Raw genomic sequence first — 17,221 nt, 5'->3', positions numbered from 1 at the left:
GATCTCATAATGACCCTTTTTGATGTAATAAAGTTAAGGTTTTTGTAAGAAAGGAGTGATACTTTACAAATAAAAGTAGAAATTTCTATAACCGTTTCATTCATTTCTTTTTCTTCCTAAGGTATGTAGTAACCAATTCATTTGGAGCAACGAACGGGAAAGAGAAGTTCAACCAATGAACATCCTGCTATTATCAATATCACAAAAGAGATAATAAAGAAGTCCATATAATCGTCACTGATATATTTGTGGGAAATTCCTTATAAATAATAAATCAAATGGCAGTAACACTTTATTTATTAAAAACAGAAAAGTTTACAAAAATATCCTTTCATTAATAAAAATCCCCACACATTGTGTAGGGAAATAACAAATTTGTTTTATTTTATGCTTCTTGTCATTAATAAGAACCAGTTTCTCCAAACGAGTACGGCCCTCCAGAAACTGTTCGAAGCCACCCTGCAGCTTTCGCAGTATATCCATAACCCGCAGTTAAATCATAAACCATTGGTGTATAAGTTACAGTTTGGCCAGAATCGATTGAACTCTTTAGTAATAGATGGTGATTCTGAAATAAACGACTTAATTTCAAGTGTTTCTTCATTACGATGCTCGATTGAATCACTTAAATGCTGTAATACATCTTTCATTACAACCGGTCCGTATTTTTTATCTATAATTTTCACAGTATAGGGATGAATTTCTATAACTTGTTCTTTTGTAAAACCTTGTGTGAAGCCGCCTGTAATAGTATCAGTTAACTTCACACCAATACTAATAATACAGTCAGATTCATCAATTCTTTTTCGCAAGTACGGAGAACTTACATCACCAGTATAAACCCCTATAAATTGAGGGTGTTTTTCTGGAAATATTCCTTTTCCCATACTTAATGTCGCGATAGGGAAGCCAGTTTTTTCTACGAGTTGATGTAAATCCTCTTGAGCATGAAATCGATCCACTTCAAAATCAGCTAAAATAACAGGTTTTTTTGCGCTATTTATTTTTGAAATGGCATGTAGAAGCATTTTATCCAACGCTTCGTTATTACTTAAAATCGGTTTATTTAAAATGGGTTCTGTAGGTTTATTAATTGGTTTATTATACACATCAATCGGCAAATTAATATGAACAGGACGTTTTTCATTCCAACATGTACGTAATACACGGTCAATTTCCTCAGCGGCATGCTCAGGAATTAAATTTGTTTGTGCTACAGTAATTTCTCGATACATATTGGAAAAGTGATCGAACTTTCCATCACCTAATGTATGATGAACGAGTTCTCCATTTTCCATTACAGTTGTTGGTGGTGTACCGGTGATTTTTATAACTGGTACGTTTTCGGCATATGAGCCGGCAATGCCGTTTATTGCGCTCAATTCCCCGACACCAAAAGTGGTAATAAGAGCAGCGACGCCTTTTATGCGAGCATATCCATATGCTGCATATGCCGCATTTAATTCATTACAGTTGCCAATCCACTCTAAATTTTCATGTGCAATCACATCATCTAAAAAGGCAAGATTATAATCACCAGGAACACCGAATATATGCTCAATTCCTAATTCGTGTAATCGATCTAATAAATATGTACTTACAGTATATTGCGTTTTCAAGAGAATCATCTCCTAATTATTTTAGTTCGTGTAGTGAATGCTTCAATAGACTACAGAAGTTCAAGTGTGTTGATTAAAATAATCATTACTGGATTGTGGTATAATTTACATACAGGGGGAAAGTAGATGACACAACATAAAGAAGAACAGATGAATGAGGCATTGGCATTATTTTATTTTGCATATAAAACATTTACTGAAAAGCCAGATGAAATTATAAAAGAGTATGGTATACAACGAGTACATCACCGAATTTTATTTTTTATCGCACGTTTTCCAGGGATAAGTGTAAATGAGTTACTATCGTTATTAGAAATAAGTAAACAAGCTCTTCACGGACCACTGCGTCAACTTGTGGAAAAGGGACTAATTGAAAGTAATGAAGCTACTCATGATCGTCGAGTAAAACAATTATCCTTAACAGAAGAAGGTACAGATTTAGAGAAAAAACTAAGTGATGTTCAAAGAAAACAAATGGGTGCTATTTTTTCAAAATTTGGTGAATCATGTGAAGAGAATTGGCATCAAGTTATGAACGAAATGGCGAATAGCCGTTCAGGTCATGATGCATGGATAACGAAAAGAGAAATACCAGTTGATCAAAAATAATGAGAAATATGCCTTTCTTTATAGTTTGAAAAAGAAAGAATTTTATCCATACATTTGGCAACTATGGATAAATCATAGAGTGAATGGATAAAAAGATGCATTACTAGATACTTTATACGTGTACGCGATGGAACAATAAAATTCACATTTCCGAGAGGGGAATTATAATGATAAAACTTGTACTCATTCGTCACGGACAAAGTTTGTGGAATCTTGAAAATCGATTTACAGGATGGACAGATGTAGATTTATCAAAGAATGGATTAAGTGAAGCGAGAGAAGCAGGAACAATATTAAAAAATAATGGATATACGTTTGATGTTGCGTATACATCAGTATTAAAACGAGCAATACGGACATTATGGATTGTACTTCATGAAATGGATCTTACTTGGGTCCCTATACATAACTCATGGAAGTTGAATGAACGCCATTATGGTGCACTACAAGGATTGAATAAAGACGAAACTGCAAAAAAATACGGAGATGAAAAAGTTCATATTTGGAGAAGAAGTATAGATGTGAGACCGCCTGCACTTACTGAAGATGATCCCCGATATACAGCGAACGCTCCGAGATACAAAACGTTAAAAAAAGGCGAATTTCCATTGACTGAATGTTTAGAGGATACGGAGAAAAGAGTACTTGATTATTGGCATGCAGAAATCGCACCGGCATTAAAAAGTGGTGAAAAAGTAATTATTTCATCACACGGCAATACGATTCGTTCACTTGTGAAATACTTAGACAATCTCTCAAATGATGGTGTAGTAACATTAAATATACCGACTAGCATTCCACTTGTTTATGAATTAGACGAAAATTTACATCCAATTCGTCATTATTACTTAAGTATGGACGGAGAAGTACCTGAAGGGGAAATTCCGAAACATATTTCTTTTTAACATGAAAATTTGAAACGTATGCTTGTCTACATATACAATGTAGATTCATGACAAAAGACGTGGTCTGCTTCTAATGTATATGCGATGTAGCTAACTTTAGAAGGTTGTCCACGTCTTTTGTCATAAAGATGGCTCTTTGCGCATGTAATGGTATCGTGAGTAGTTTTGGAATGGAGGGTGATGTGATTGACGATCTCTAACATTCGAATCGGCTTATTTATTCTAGCAATCATCTTTGTAGTTCTTGTTTTCTTTTATTGGAAAAATGAAGAATTGTATGAGGAGAAGAAACAACGAATTCGAAAAACTTGGTATGGTTTGTTTATAACATCAGTCACAGTTTATTTCATGATAAAAGGAATAGATTTAACCCTCTGGAAAAATCTATTAATGTTCACTGCGATGGTAATTTTCGTTGATATTGCATTCATTTTGACACCTAATATTTCAGAAATATGGGGCGCGAAATTCAGCGATATTGGAAAGACGGTCCAATCAATTAAACGGTCATTAATTGCTTCAAAAGCAAGAGGAGAAATATATACGACAATTATTCAAAATGTAAATCCAGTAGCATTTGGGACAATGGAATGGAATACGGAAGAAGAGTATACAAATAGTTTAAACGTATTTCTTGATTCGTATGGGGAAAAAGTAGGTGCGAAAATTGTTGTATTTGAAGCAGCGATCGAATTAAATACGAATTTCCGTGGTATTCGCTCTCAATTTAGTATTACAGTACCTTTAGAACACATAGAGCAATTGAATGGTCAGCAAGCGGTTCAAGTAGAAAATGTCGGAATTATACCAGCAAAAATAGTGAATGATGTTTTTATTGTTATTGATGGAAAGAAGAATAATCTACAAGATCGTGACTTTGAAAATGTATATAATTTAACAATACATCATAGTTATTTTAGTAAGTAAGGACAGAATCGTTTTCTGTCCTTTTCTCCAATACATAATTTAGAAAAAAATCGGACAAAGTTGTATAAAATTGGACAATCATTCCTACACTAGTACGTAGAGGTGATTGTATTGATAAAAGATTATGATAATGATTTTTTTAAAGAAGAGACTGAAGATACAACAGATTTCTCTTTAATAAAAGGAGATACTTTGCAGCAAGTAGAAGAGTTAGAAGAAGAATTAAAAAGAAAATGATAAGTGTACACTCTGTCTACATTTACTATATAATATAAATAAAAGGTTGTATCTTTTGTAAAAGGGGGAGAAGGTATGGCAGAATTAAATGTACAAAAATCTTCGTTTTTTAAAGATAAAAAGGAAGAATCAAATACAGATTTCTCTCTTGTGAAAGGTGCATTAACGAAAAAAATAGATCACTTAGAGAAACTGATTGATGGGAAAACATCTAAATATATACAACATAAGAAATTGAAGGAGAATACATAAATGTGTTCTCCTTCAATTTCTTATTTCGTTATTGGCAGGGAATTATTCAGTATAAAAGTAAAATGGTGAATCATGATATAATAGAAGGTGATTTAAGTTATTTACATATTGATTGTATTTGAGAGAGGAGCTTGAAAAATGTATTCTACTTTAGAACAATTAACAAAGCACCCTGTATTTTATCATTTTGCAGAAATTTCAAAGATTCCTAGAGGATCAGGTAATGAAAAGGAAATTAGTGATTATTTAGTGGGCTTTGCAAAAGAGCGTAACTTAGAAGTGATTCAAGATGAAGCATTAAATGTCATTATTAAAAAAGACGCAACTGCTGGCTATGAGAGTGTACCAGCTATTATCATTCAAGGTCACATGGATATGGTTTGTGAAAAAAATCAAGCAACAGTACATGATTTTGAAAAAAATCCAATTGAATTACGAATTATTGGGGATATGCTATACGCGAATCAAACAACTTTAGGCGCTGATAACGGTATTGCTGTTGCATATGCATTAGCTTTATTAGATTCAAAAGATATTCCGCATCCAGCACTTGAAGTAGTAATTACTACTGAAGAAGAAACGACAATGGGCGGAGCTTTTGCTGTTGATGCAAACCACTTTGATGGAAAGATCTTTATAAATATTGATTCTGAAGAAGATCATAAATTACTTGTAAGTAGCGCTGGTGGTGCAAAAGCAGTTGAAACAATTCCAGTAATTTGGGATGAGGCACCAGTTGATATGGATACATACCGTCTATATGTTGGTGGACTTAAGGGCGGACATTCTGGTATGGAAATTGATAAACAACGCGGAAATGCGAACAAAGTACTAGGACGAGTTTTACGTGATTTATCAATAAATATTCAATTTGGTATAAGTGATGCTCACGGCGGATTAAAAACGAATGCAATTCCACGTGAAAGTGTAGCTACAATTTTATTACGTCAAGAAGATGTAGAGCAAGTAGAAGAAAAATTAAAATCATGGACACGAGTATTACAAGAAGAAATGCGTGCTGTTGATCCGGACGTTCATGTTACACTTACAAAATTAGATGAGAAAGTAGAAAAAGTATTTGCTAAAGAAACACATAAACAGCTTATTTCATCATTATTCTTAATTCCAAATGGCATACAAAGTATGAGCATGGATATTAAAGGGCTTGTAGAAAGTTCAACAACTTTAGGCGTTATTGAAACATTGCAAGATGAAATTAAATTGCGAAACGAAGTAAGAAGTTCTGTAAGTAGTTTAAAACGACATATTGCGGATGAAATTAAATATATTGCTGAATTAGTTGGAGCAACATTTGAATTAGAGTCAGAATATCCGGAGTGGCCATACAATCCAAACTCACAAATTCGTAATTTGTTTGAAAAAGTACATCAAGAAAAATACAACAAAGATGTTGAAATCTTCGCTGTACATGCAGGGATTGAATGCAGTGTATTCGTTCAAAAGATGCCTGAATTAGATGCAATTTCATTCGGGCCAGATATATTCAACGTCCACACTCCAGATGAGCATATTAGTATTTCTTCTGTTGTGAACAACTGGGGATTCTTCGTTGATGTAATGCAGGGAACGAAAGAATTAGCTAAGTAATAACGATAAAATGAAAAGTAGCCTATAAAAATTTATAGGCTACTTTTTTTGTGTTGGAATTTATTAGAAGTTATTTTCCGTTAGTATGTAATATTAAGCTTGAACAATTAATAAGGATGAATTGTTGATGTTTTTTAGTACTTATGAAGGGAAGAAAGCAATTCATTGTTTGTATGTTTTTATTGTTCTTCACATTTAGTTTCATTGGTGTTCACAAAATAATAGCAGAAGAAGTTGAATTTTCAGGAACAGCTGCTCCATTGAATGTAAATGTTAGAGAAGAAAAAAGTTTGAATGCAAATATTGTAGATGTGATTCCCGGAAATACAAAAGTATCTTTTAAAGGATGGGAGTATGGTGAAGCGGTTAAAGATTACTGGACAGGAAATTTAGATAATCGTTGGTTTTATTATTTTAAAGATGGGAAAAAAGTATATGTAACGTCAGCTTATATTAATGGGAATCCTCCAAATACATCAACAGATCGTAAATTATCTGTTCCTAACATATTACAAGAAGGATCAAATTGGTGTCGGGCGGGCACTTCGGTTTCAGTTTTAAATTATTTTGGGAAAACTCCTTCACAAGATCAGTATGTTAGGTATGTCAAAGGTGGATCATATAATAATCCTGCAACTTCACGTGAAATACAATATGGATTATCGGGATATGGTGTTAGCTCAGCTATAAGTTCTGGAGCAAAATCGTATGATTGGTTCAAAAATCAAATTAATAGTAATCAACCGATAATTGCACTCATTATGTGGCAAAATGGAGCTAACATCGGACACTTTCTAGTACTTGATGGATTCTATAAAGGTACAAATGGAACAGACTATATAACTTACATGGACCCTTGGTATGGTGATCATTATAATCATAATTTCAGTACGTTCCATAACAATAATAATTTTTGGTGGAATGAAACTGTTTATAATATCCGTGCAAACTAATAATATTAAAAGTGTGGGGGTTCATTAATGGGAAAACTACTTAAGCTTGTGATACCATGCATTTGTTTAATGACTGTTATTATTTTCGCTAGTAAAATTAGTTATGCATCAAAAAATAAAGGTGAGCCAGTACAATCGATCGCATTAAAAGATTATCAATATAGTAAGAGTAGTTCTTCTGAAAATGTAAGTTTTGAAAAAATAACAACCTCTCCATTTTCGTTACCAATCTATGAAACAATTCCAGCACAGCAAATGTTAAATAGCTCTGAATTTAAGCATATACTATTACCAACAAATGAAAAGTTGTGGTTTATTATGAAGGGTGAGCAGCCAGAAGGACTAATTGTTGCGAATGATACTGAACCGATTCGAACGGGTGGAGAAAATAGAAGTAAAGATTTATATGGGTTATATAAAGTAATAAAAAATAATACAAATGAAACAAAAAATATTAGTTATTTTGAATTTGAAGGGCAAGGAATATTGATAGTAAATCAAAATAATGACCAAGAAATATATCTTAGTAAGGGTGCTGCTGCTATATTAAAACTTCCTGCTGGTCAAAAAATATTAAGCAGTGAAATAATACAGAAAATGAAAGAGAGAATCGTAACTGCTTTTGAATAGTTAATTATAAACTGAATAAATATATACGTATGTAATATAAAATTTCATGTACTGTATTAGTTTTAGAAATGAATACATTCATAAAAAATACAGTAGAAGGAGCAGAAAAGATAACAAGTGAAAAAAGCGCGTGATGTTATAGGGATAAATGGTGATTATAGTAGAGATTTTGTATACTCTTCACATTAAGGTTAATGGCAGCATTAGGGTACCTCATCTATACGGTTATATGCATTCCAGAGTTTTTATAAATGGTTCGATTTAAATCGTGCTCCATATGTAATAATTTAATTAAAAAATCTTGACCTTAACACTATGTAAAGGTTTACAGTAAAACAAAAAAGGAGGTTAAGAAATGCAAAAAATAACGAAATTGTGTATGAGTGCTGTACTAACCACATCTATTATTAGTGGTTATGCTCAAGTTAAGGGAATTGAGAAAGTTCAGGCGAAGGAAATTGAAAAAACGCAGAGAGAAGATAGGAAGAAAGTAGAGGCGCAAAAAATAGTAGGAAAGTATACAATGCCAGATGAAAAAAGCAAACATGAAGGAACATGGCTACAATGGCCTCATGAATTTACATACGGGCCAAAATATCAGCAAGAAGTAGAACCGATTTGGATTCAAATGACAGAATCTTTAAGTAAAGGCGAAAAAGTTCATATTGTTGCATATGATCAAGAAGAGAAAGAAAGAATTATTGAAGTTTTAACGGATCAAGGGGTAAATATGGAGAAAATTGATTTCTTTATCGCACCTACTGACGACGTATGGGCTAGAGATACTGGTCCAATTTTTGTTTACGATAATGACAAAAATCTAAAGATATTAGATCCAGGATTTAACGGATGGGGAAAGAAAACGCCATATAAGAAAGATGCTCGTCTTCGTGAGAATCTTAGCAATCAGTTAGGCATTGAAAGAATTAATTGGAATAAATTTGTTCTTGAAGGTGGCGCATTTGAATTAGATGGTAATGGAACTGTTTTATTAACTAGAAGTGCTGTGACGAATAAAAATAGGAACGCTAAATTGTCAGAAAAGGATATTGAAAAATATTTTAGTGAACTTGGGGTAACAAATTTTATTTGGTTAGATGGAGCACCTAACTTAGATATTACTGATTTTCATATTGATGGATTCGCCAAATTCCACGATAAATCTACTATTATAACGTTAAAAGAAAAAGATTTGGCTGAATGGGGAGCGTCTGGCAAAGATATTAACAGGTTGCTGCAGGCAAAAGATGCTACAGGTAATAAGTACAAGTATGTATATCTACCGCTAAGCAAGAATAATGTTACATTAAAAAATGGGAAGAAGCTTGATTATAAAGGTTCCTATATTAATTATTATATAGCGAATGAAGTTATCTTAGTTCCAAACTATAATGATCCTAATGATAAAATAGCAAATGAGATGATTCAAAAACTTTATCCTGATCGTAAAGTGGTGGGGATTGATGTAAGAGAGCTGTATAAAAATGGTGGTATGATTCATTGTATTACTCAACAACAACCAATTAATTTAAAATAATATATTTATAATTCTTTGAGAATTTGTCTATTTCTTATGAGAACCTGTTTATCCATAGGATAGGTAAGATGCGATAGCATTTTTACCTATTTTATTGTATTTTTTATGAGTTAAGTATAACTTTCCTATAAACTAAAGAAACCCACCCTTTTTGAAAAAATCTTAATCAAGATGGATGGATTTTCTGAATGAAAAGCGATACTTGTTGTTGCGGTAGAAATATGGTTTAAAGGTATGTTTTCACCTTTTAAAAGTCGTTGAAGCCCTTCAATAAATCATCCAAAGACTCCTCTATTATGAGCATTTTAAAAGTTTCTAGTACAATCATTCTTACTAAAATATCTATAAGAATAAGATTTATATGTTTTTTTAGCAATCCATACATGCCCATCAACTTCAGAATGCAGAAGTACCCTAAATAATAAAAGTTCAGCGGCTTTTCTGTTGTTATTTGTAACTTAAACGCATTATACTTGGCCGATTATTGTGCAACCTTTTCAAATAAATGACTTTCTTTATTTGAAAATAAGGGTGCATCTATAAAACCATAATGATAAACTAAAATACCTAATTCCACTCTAGAATGAATATGCCATTTTTCTTTAATATGATTAATTATCGTTGAAATTCTTCTAGGGCTAACATATATTTTTCTAGAAATTTCTGCATCTGTTAATCCTTTTGCTACATAAATAGCCACTTCTAACTCTCTTTCGGTTAACATTTTTTTCATAAAATAAGCTCCTTCGAAATTATTCATATAAAAATCAAAAGAAACTATTATTTGAAATAAAGCTGAAAAATCATATCCAATACTCTTTATTCCTTTTAATTGTAATAATTTCTCTCATTATGATACCAGTTTGTAAAAGAAACTATAAATCAATATAATTAGTAATTGCAACTATATTAATTTTACATTACATTAAAAGTTGGAAAATATTCTTATACTCATAAATTGTTACATTTGAGGGGGAGAAATGGAATTCTACAATCTCGGTATTATTATTAAAGAACTTAGAAAGAAAAAAAATATATCACAATCTGAATTTTGTCATGGAATATGTTCACAAAGTCAAATTAGTAAGATAGAAAAAGGTATTATTTATCCATCTAGCATATTGTTGTATCAATTATCTGAAAGACTTGGTGTTGATCCGAATTATATATTTGCGCTAACTCAAAACAAAAAATTTAAATATGTAGAAAACGTAAAATATGTAATAAGAGATTGTATAAAGCAAAAACAATATAAAGAACTTTATGAAATAGTGAAAAAAGAGAAAAACGAAAATAATTTCCAGTCAAAAGAAGATAAACAATTTCTAATATGGCATGAAGCGATAGCTATATTTAATGTAAAGGGATTAACCCAAAATGCTTTGGGCCTTTTAAATAAAGCATTAAAATTAACTTTAACTAATGTCAATTTTTTATCAGAAAAAGAAATAGATATCATGCATACAATGGCAGTAATCTATGCGGAAAATGGAGAATATGAAAAAAGTATAGGCATATTAAAGAAATGTTTAAGTAATTTTAATAGGATGGAATTCCCTGGAAATAAAGAAATTAAATTAAGAATTATTTATACCTTAACAAAATGTTTACATCTTACATATGAACATGTAGAAGCAATAAAGTACAGTGATATAGGTATCAAATTAGCCATTAATATGAATAGTTTATACTTATTAGGGGAACTAAATTTCGAAAAAGGTTCAAATTTATTAGAACTTCAGCAATTTAGTGAAGATGGTTTTAATTATATTAATAAGGCTTTATTTATTTTTGAACTAACAGAAAGAAAACAATACATCAAGATAATAAAGGATAAATATTTTAAAAACCAGAAATAAACAAGAGAAAGTTAAAACATGAACTATTCCTCATTGGAATTTCCTGTTAAAACAAGTGCTGTAATACGAACTATTCCTTATTGAGGTTTACTGTTAAACTAAGTGCTGTAATAGTAGATAAAAATAAAGGGTGGCATTTTATGAAATCAAGAGGGATTACTCGTAAAGCAGATAGCATGGGGCGTATTGTTATTCCAATGGAAATAAGACGGAGTTTAGGAATTGTAGAAAAAGATGCTCTAGAAATGTTTGTGGAAGAGGATCAGATTATTTTGCGGAAATATCAATCCTCACAAGCTTGTGCAATTACAGGTGATATTTCAGATAAGAATATTTCGTTAGCGAATGGGAAGATTATTGTAAGTCCAGAGGGAACAGAACTGTTAATAAAGAAGTTACAGCAATATCTTTTAAAATAAAACATAAGTAAGAACTTTAAAATAAAATATACTTGTAAAGAAGGTCCTCTATCATTCAGGGGACTTTTTTTATTGCAAAGACAGGTTGTTTAATTGTTATAAATAAAATAGAAGGGGAAATAGCTGGTCCAATGAAATACGAATTACCCTAAAAATAGTCTGACTATTTTTTATAAAAAATCCTATCTATTTACATTTTTTGGTTTCGTGTTATATTTTTACTGTTAGTACGAAGAAAATTCTGATTTCTATTTTCAGAAAATTTCAGAAAATGAAATATTCTTGCTTGAATTGAAACTCATATAAACATAGTTTGAAAGTAAAGTATGAAAATGAATTAGATTTTCAAATTAAATATGCCAATTCAAGGGGAATTCGTTGGAGAAATGTAACTAAGAGGAAATCTCGTATCATTCACGTTTAGTATCTGTAAATTGGTGGCTCTAATAGTTCTGACGAAAAGCAAAAAAGCAAAAAAGAAGTAGTTCATTTAACAGGAGATAGGGTGTAGAAAAATAAAATAACGGAGGTTTTATAATGAATAAAGGAATACTGCAGATTACGGAAATTGAAGAAATTACTATTCCTAATGTATTGAAGGATAAAATCAAGAATCTAATAGACAATGAATTAAACACTCATAATCCTTATACTTGTGATCAAGAAATAGCTGCAAGCTTTTCAAAAGAGTGGCTCATTTGTTTGATTGACTATTCAAAGAAAACTCCGAATTCAGATGTAAAAAAACTACTTCATATGATAAAAGAAGCGAATTGTGGTGGGAACGTACCGCCTATACTTATTAAAAATATTCCGTGTGATCCTATGGAAACCCTATTACCTGGGGAAAATCGCAAAGGCTTTAATTATGGTGAAAACGAACACGATAGAATGAAAAAATATTTTTATGCTGAATGGGTCACATGGCTTTTTGCCACACTTTTTAATTATGATGCTTTGATTCATCCGTCCGAACATGCAGGGAAAAATAGATTTCATCTCATTTCTCCTTTAAACAATGATGAAGTTTTGCGAAATGTCGGTGCAAGCACTGGTGGCGGAAACTTTTATCAACATAACGATGCCACAGTATATACAGATATGAAAAATCAATTGCATATTGAAGCAAGATTGAAATCGTTCAATACGAATTTAGAGATTGTATCGAATAGACTTAATAAATCCGTCGAACTAATAGTTTCGGAAATTACTTGCGGCAAATTTACTAGGGTTGATGCTCTTTTATTAAAAGGAGTGTTAAATTTAAAAACCAATACTCATATTGGAACGCCAAAATTACTTCAAAAGCATCTTGAAGAAAATCACTTCAGTAAAGATGATATATTGGCGATAAGTAAAATGCCTATTGCTCATATCGCAGGAATGGCGGATGGTGAAATATCGGGATTTGTAGGGGAAATAAACCAAATCATATTTTTGGATGATAATGGTGATATTATTGCAACTTGTTTGAATGGAGCAGAAAATAGATTGATTTATGTGGGGGGAAGTGAAGAAGAAAAATTGAAATTTGACATGTTTTTGGAACTGTTACGAACAATGCCTACTTATAAAGTTCCGCTTACATCTGAAGATTTATTGATTATGCCAAATTCATACTATGGTAAGCAAACGAATGTAACTCATGGTAGAGAAAGGTTATCGGAGGAAGAATACAAAATTCCGATTGGTGATAATAAGTATGGACGTAGAATTGTTTGCAGGCAATACGTTTCCAGCCGATTACGCGACCAGAAAGAGAGTTACTTTACAGATATCATAAACTAGTTTAGAGAGAGGAGGGAGAATGGGAAGGTTTGGGCTATAATAGCTCAAACCTTCCCATTCCCTTTATATGGATTTTACTATTGAATTACTCATATTATTATTTTTAGTAGCTATTTTAGCAGGATGGATAGATACAATTGCTGGGGGCGGTGGTATGATAACTATCCCAGTAATGTTATTAGTAGGTATGTCTCCTTCTGTAGCAATAGCAACTAATAAACTACAAGGGAGTAGCGGAACCCTCATGGCAACTGTGATTTTTATTAAGAAGAAAGAAATTAATCTCAAAGAAATGCGTTTGTCCATCTTAATGACCTTTTTTGGATCTATTTTGGGTGGATGGCTTATTTTACAGATACGAGCTGAATATCTAATCATGATATTACCTTTCTTACTTATTATTATTGGTCTTTATTTTCTATTATCTCCAAATATAGCAAACGAAGATCGACCGAGAAAAATAAGTATGTTGTTGTTTGCGTTAACAGTGGCTCCATTCCTTGGATTTTATGATGGTTTCTTCGGCCCAGGAACAGGTAGCTTAATTGCTTTAGCGTTCATTCTTTTATGTGGATATAGTACTACAAGAGCAACTGCAAATGCTAAGATCTTGAATTTTACAAGTAATTTCGCTGCTTTGTTGTATTTTATTATTTTTGGCCAAATTGATTGGACAATTGGGGTGATTATGATGCTTGGTCAAATCATAGGGTCATATATTGGGGCGAAGATGGTGCTTACAAAAGGGACGTCATTAATACGACCAATAGTGGTTATTGTTTGCTTTGTCATGGCAATTAAAATTTTTTTGCAAAATATTAACTAAATGTAATTACTATATTGTTAGTATAAAAGTTAGATTGTTTTAATGTTCTTATTGCAGTATTACGCAGTTTAAGTTGTGTTCGAAATTACACAATTTGACTTGTGTAATTTATTGCGTTATGCTTTTTTTAGTATAAAAGAAAGGCTTGAAGATAATGATTCGTCGTTTGAAAAAATTTAAAAATGTCGCTGTCGTATTAAGCTTCTAAGTAAATTGCAAAAATCTACCATACTTAGAAGCGAGGAATATAGTTATGAAGCATCCATTATATAATCATTGGTCAGAAACAAAGTATTTAAAAGATATAGTAACAAATCCACTCATTGAAGTAGGAGAGTACTCCTATTATTCTGGTTATTATGGTCATCAAAATTTTGAAGATGGCTGTGTAAGATATTTGTGGGGCGATGCTAAGTCTCGAGTGCTTTTCAATCCAATTGAACAGATGGGTTGGCAACTTGATAAACTCATTATTGGAAATTATGTTTGTATTGCAAGTGGAGTTGTCATTTTAATGGGTGGGAATCATAATCATCACCCTGAATGGATTACAGTTTATCCATTCGTTGAGCAAATAGAACAATCATATGAACCGAAGGGTGATACAGTCATTAAAAGCGATGCCTGGATTGGTATGAATGCTATTATAATGCCTGGCGTTACTATTGGCGAAGGTGCAATTATTGCAGCTGGATCTGTCGTATGTAAAGATGTTCCGCCGTATACAATAGTAGGTGGTAATCCTGCTAAAGAAATAAAGAAACGGTTCACTAATATAGAAATTAATATGCTAATGGAAATGCGTTGGTTTGATTGGGATAGAGAATTGATTGAGAAGGCAATTCCTCTTTTATCTAGTCCAGCCATTGAACCATTATTTGCTTTTTATAAAAATGAAGTGAAAAATAAATAAATCAGCTAGAAAAACTACATTAAATATAGGATGTAGTTTTTTTATTACAAAAAACTGTTACCAGTGTGTTTCGATATTCAATCGGGGCACACTGGTTTTATTTTTTTATAATTGTGGAACAAATGTATTACTTAGATTGTCTATTAAATGTAATCCTAAAAAATATGAAAGTACGGATCATTTTGAAAAATACAAGGGTATTAGAAATAGGGATGTGTGTGGGAATACTAAGTGTCAGTGCGCCTAAAAGGGTGTGATGAGATGGTCTATATGAAAGCGATCCTAAAGTCTTATTTGTAAATAGCCTTTGATAAAACTGTCTATTTTTATAGGGATTATGCTAGAATATCGTTTTTTTGAGTACAAAGATATTGGAGGTAAGAGAATTGAAAGGTATGTTTTACAAAAAATTCATTGTAATAGTAACAGTGCTTACACTATTTTGTAGCATAATTGTTACATCTGGAAGAGCAACAGCGGAAACAGTTCCTGCTATAGACGTAGAAGCAGGATCAGCAATTTTAGTAGAAGCAAATTCCGGAAAAATTTTATATCAAAAAAATGCGGATGAATCATTAGCAATTGCTAGTATGACAAAAATGATGAGTGAATACTTAGTTCATGAAGCGGTGGATAAAGGAAAACTTAAATGGGATCAAAAAATTAAAATTTCTGAATATGCATATAAGATTTCGCAAGATCGCTCATTATCAAACGTTCCATTAGAAAATGGTGGCTCTTATACAGTTAAAGAGTTATATGAGGCAATGGCAATTTACTCTGCAAACGGTGCAACAATTGCTTTAGTTGAAGAAATTGCTGGAAAAGAAGCCGATTTCGTGAAAATGATGAATGATAAGTCAAAAGAGTTTGGAATGAAAAATTATAAATTTGTAAACTCTACAGGCTTAACAAACTATGATTTAAAGGGACATCATCCAGAAGGGACAACCCCAGACGAGAAAAATAAAATGTCCGCAAGAGATTGTGCGATTTTAGCACAACGTCTCGTTCAAGATTTCCCCAAAATGTTAGATACAGCAAAAATCCCCAAAAAAACATTCCAAAAGGGTGGCAAGTATCCAATTGATATGGTGAATTTTAACATGATGTTACAAGGTTTAATTAAGCAATACGAAGGTGTAGATGGGTTGAAAACAGGAACTACTCCAGAAGCTGGTGATTGCTTCACTGGTACAGTAGAAAGAAACGGTATGCGCCTAATTTCTGTAGTGATAAAAGCAAACTCTCATACAGCACGTTTTGATGAGACGAAGAAATTATATGATTATGGATTTGCGAATTTTGAAGTGAAGAAAGTTTATGGGAAAGATGCAGTAGTAAAAGGGCATGAAACAGTGCGAGTAGCAAATGCAAAAGACAAAGATGTAGTTGTTCAAACGAAGCAAGCTGTTTCACTTCCAATGCCAAAGGGCAACAATGACGTTTATAAAAAAGAATTTAAAGTACCGAATAAAGAACAAGAAGCGCCTATTAAAAAGGATGTAACAATTAGTAAAATGATTATTTCGCCTAAAGATAGTACAGATCCTGGATTTTTATCAGGTAAATCATTACAAGTAGACCTTGTAACAAACTCTGATGTAGAACAAGCAAATTGGTTTACACGTTTTATGCGCGAAATCGGATCTTTCTTTAGCGGTATGTGGGATAGTGCGATTGATATAGTAAAAAGCTAACTTTATAGGATAAAACTAAATAGTAATCTGAAACAAAAAGTTTCAAAGTATTATAGATTCTTATGTGGATAGCTTGGAATGGAAGATTGTATTAATTCTCAAATTTGGTTCTTCGGAACTTTTCGTATTGCTACCAAGCTAAACTAAATTTGTATCTATATAAACAAAAAACGCTATTCTTTTTGTATAAATATACAAAAAGGATGGCGTTTATTATGGATATTTCGATTCAAAGGGTTCTGATGCAAGGTTAGTTTAATAAAGTTACATGATGAAAGAACATTCATTATTCCACCAAGTGAAAATTAAAATTGATACCTGGTACTTATTTCTGTTATTAAATTTTATAAAAATTTAATAAAATCTTTTCTTTCTATTAAATATTTTGTTTTAAATTAATTATATAAAGAAATGGAGGCCAAAAAATGAATTTTTTAAA

The 17,221-nt window shown here is 31.9% G+C and carries 16 protein-coding genes and 1 pseudogene; 15 read left to right on the top strand and 2 right to left on the bottom strand.

The window, feature by feature from the left end; genetic code table 11:
* Positions 1-530 precede the first annotated feature (530 nt).
* Positions 531-1,628: pseudogene (locus ACFVQC_RS21765) on the bottom strand (alpha-keto acid decarboxylase family protein); the annotation flags it as partial.
* A gap of 117 nt (positions 1,629-1,745) precedes the next feature.
* Between ACFVQC_RS21765 and ACFVQC_RS21760 the strand changes: the two are divergent.
* The 9 genes from ACFVQC_RS21760 (at position 1,746) to ACFVQC_RS21720 (ending at position 9,277) form a co-directional block, all read left to right on the top strand.
* A complete protein-coding gene (locus ACFVQC_RS21760) occupies positions 1,746-2,228 on the top strand; it encodes a MarR family winged helix-turn-helix transcriptional regulator (protein ID WP_219918435.1) in 483 nt (160 codons plus the stop codon).
* Positions 2,229-2,395: 167 nt separating this feature from the next.
* Entirely contained in the window at positions 2,396-3,133 is a 738-nt protein-coding gene (gene gpmA, locus ACFVQC_RS21755) for a 2,3-diphosphoglycerate-dependent phosphoglycerate mutase (protein WP_377899251.1), read from the top strand.
* Positions 3,134-3,319: 186 nt separating this feature from the next.
* Positions 3,320-4,060, top strand: coding sequence for a type II toxin-antitoxin system SpoIISA family toxin (locus ACFVQC_RS21750; protein ID WP_002147945.1), 741 nt, complete (start codon positions 3,320-3,322; stop codon positions 4,058-4,060).
* Positions 4,061-4,171: 111 nt separating this feature from the next.
* Positions 4,172-4,297, top strand: coding sequence for a hypothetical protein (locus tag ACFVQC_RS21745; RefSeq protein ID WP_033717878.1), 126 nt, complete (start codon positions 4,172-4,174; stop codon positions 4,295-4,297).
* Positions 4,298-4,372: 75 nt separating this feature from the next.
* Positions 4,373-4,549 carry a hypothetical protein gene (locus ACFVQC_RS21740; protein WP_002147944.1) on the top strand — a complete coding sequence of 59 codons (177 nt, stop codon included), beginning with the start codon at positions 4,373-4,375 and terminating at the stop codon, positions 4,547-4,549.
* A 138-nt stretch (positions 4,550-4,687) separates the two neighbouring features.
* On the top strand, positions 4,688-6,157 hold the full coding sequence (gene pepD, locus ACFVQC_RS21735; protein ID WP_377899250.1) for a beta-Ala-His dipeptidase: 1,470 nt from the start codon (positions 4,688-4,690) through the stop codon (positions 6,155-6,157).
* Positions 6,158-6,300: 143 nt separating this feature from the next.
* A complete protein-coding gene (locus ACFVQC_RS21730) occupies positions 6,301-7,110 on the top strand; it encodes a C39 family peptidase (RefSeq protein WP_377899249.1) in 810 nt (269 codons plus the stop codon).
* A 27-nt stretch (positions 7,111-7,137) separates the two neighbouring features.
* The gene (locus tag ACFVQC_RS21725; protein ID WP_377895406.1) at positions 7,138-7,740 is read left to right on the top strand and encodes a hypothetical protein; all 603 of its coding nucleotides are present in this window, start codon (positions 7,138-7,140) and stop codon (positions 7,738-7,740) included.
* 355 nt (positions 7,741-8,095) lie between these two features.
* Positions 8,096-9,277 (top strand): agmatine deiminase family protein, encoded by a 1,182-nt coding sequence (locus tag ACFVQC_RS21720; RefSeq protein ID WP_377899247.1) that lies wholly within the window; start codon positions 8,096-8,098, stop codon positions 9,275-9,277.
* 481 nt (positions 9,278-9,758) lie between these two features.
* On the opposite strand, the gene ACFVQC_RS21715 is transcribed toward ACFVQC_RS21720, so the two are convergent.
* Positions 9,759-10,010 carry a response regulator transcription factor gene (locus ACFVQC_RS21715; protein ID WP_377899246.1) on the bottom strand — a complete coding sequence of 84 codons (252 nt, stop codon included), beginning with the start codon at positions 10,008-10,010 and terminating at the stop codon, positions 9,759-9,761.
* Between the two features lie 247 nt (positions 10,011-10,257).
* On the opposite strand from ACFVQC_RS21715, the gene ACFVQC_RS21710 reads away from it, so the two are divergent.
* The 6 genes from ACFVQC_RS21710 (at position 10,258) to ACFVQC_RS21685 (ending at position 16,782) form a co-directional block, all read left to right on the top strand.
* Positions 10,258-11,136 carry a helix-turn-helix domain-containing protein gene (locus ACFVQC_RS21710; protein WP_377899244.1) on the top strand — a complete coding sequence of 293 codons (879 nt, stop codon included), beginning with the start codon at positions 10,258-10,260 and terminating at the stop codon, positions 11,134-11,136.
* 140 nt (positions 11,137-11,276) lie between these two features.
* Entirely contained in the window at positions 11,277-11,555 is a 279-nt protein-coding gene (locus tag ACFVQC_RS21705; protein WP_002147934.1) for an AbrB/MazE/SpoVT family DNA-binding domain-containing protein, read from the top strand.
* Between the two features lie 537 nt (positions 11,556-12,092).
* On the top strand, positions 12,093-13,343 hold the full coding sequence (locus ACFVQC_RS21700) for a hypothetical protein (RefSeq protein ID WP_377896234.1): 1,251 nt from the start codon (positions 12,093-12,095) through the stop codon (positions 13,341-13,343).
* Between the two features lie 67 nt (positions 13,344-13,410).
* Complete coding sequence (locus ACFVQC_RS21695) at positions 13,411-14,169, top strand: TSUP family transporter (protein WP_377896235.1); 759 nt, start codon at positions 13,411-13,413, stop codon at positions 14,167-14,169.
* Between the two features lie 253 nt (positions 14,170-14,422).
* On the top strand, positions 14,423-15,082 hold the full coding sequence (locus ACFVQC_RS21690) for a CatB-related O-acetyltransferase (RefSeq protein WP_264540824.1): 660 nt from the start codon (positions 14,423-14,425) through the stop codon (positions 15,080-15,082).
* 386 nt (positions 15,083-15,468) lie between these two features.
* A complete protein-coding gene (locus tag ACFVQC_RS21685; RefSeq protein ID WP_377896236.1) occupies positions 15,469-16,782 on the top strand; it encodes a D-alanyl-D-alanine carboxypeptidase family protein in 1,314 nt (437 codons plus the stop codon).
* Positions 16,783-17,221 lie beyond the last annotated feature (439 nt).

This window comes from Bacillus sp. NPDC057893 (genome assembly GCF_042796455.1).
In the GTDB taxonomy this organism is placed as follows: domain Bacteria; phylum Bacillota; class Bacilli; order Bacillales; family Bacillaceae_G; genus Bacillus_A.
Note: the sequence above shows the minus strand (reverse complement) of the source record. Positions and strands in the feature narration are given on the sequence as shown.

Bases quoted from the DNA above. Each gene is read 5' to 3' on its own strand.
- ACFVQC_RS21730 (WP_377899249.1), top strand. From the start codon at position 6,301: ATGAAGGGAAGAAAGCAATTCATTGTTTGTATGTTTTTATTGTTCTTC.
- ACFVQC_RS21715 (WP_377899246.1), bottom strand. From the start codon at position 10,010: ATGAAAAAAATGTTAACCGAAAGAGAGTTAGAAGTGGCTATTTATGTA.
- ACFVQC_RS21720 (WP_377899247.1), top strand. From the start codon at position 8,096: ATGCAAAAAATAACGAAATTGTGTATGAGTGCTGTACTAACCACATCT.
- ACFVQC_RS21725 (WP_377895406.1), top strand. From the start codon at position 7,138: ATGGGAAAACTACTTAAGCTTGTGATACCATGCATTTGTTTAATGACT.
- pepD (WP_377899250.1), top strand. From the start codon at position 4,688: ATGTATTCTACTTTAGAACAATTAACAAAGCACCCTGTATTTTATCAT.
- ACFVQC_RS21705 (WP_002147934.1), top strand. From the start codon at position 11,277: ATGAAATCAAGAGGGATTACTCGTAAAGCAGATAGCATGGGGCGTATT.
- ACFVQC_RS21710 (WP_377899244.1), top strand. From the start codon at position 10,258: ATGGAATTCTACAATCTCGGTATTATTATTAAAGAACTTAGAAAGAAA.
- gpmA (WP_377899251.1), top strand. From the start codon at position 2,396: ATGATAAAACTTGTACTCATTCGTCACGGACAAAGTTTGTGGAATCTT.
- ACFVQC_RS21760 (WP_219918435.1), top strand. From the start codon at position 1,746: ATGACACAACATAAAGAAGAACAGATGAATGAGGCATTGGCATTATTT.
- ACFVQC_RS21700 (WP_377896234.1), top strand. From the start codon at position 12,093: ATGAATAAAGGAATACTGCAGATTACGGAAATTGAAGAAATTACTATT.
- ACFVQC_RS21690 (WP_264540824.1), top strand. From the start codon at position 14,423: ATGAAGCATCCATTATATAATCATTGGTCAGAAACAAAGTATTTAAAA.
- ACFVQC_RS21740 (WP_002147944.1), top strand. From the start codon at position 4,373: ATGGCAGAATTAAATGTACAAAAATCTTCGTTTTTTAAAGATAAAAAG.
- ACFVQC_RS21695 (WP_377896235.1), top strand. From the start codon at position 13,411: ATGGATTTTACTATTGAATTACTCATATTATTATTTTTAGTAGCTATT.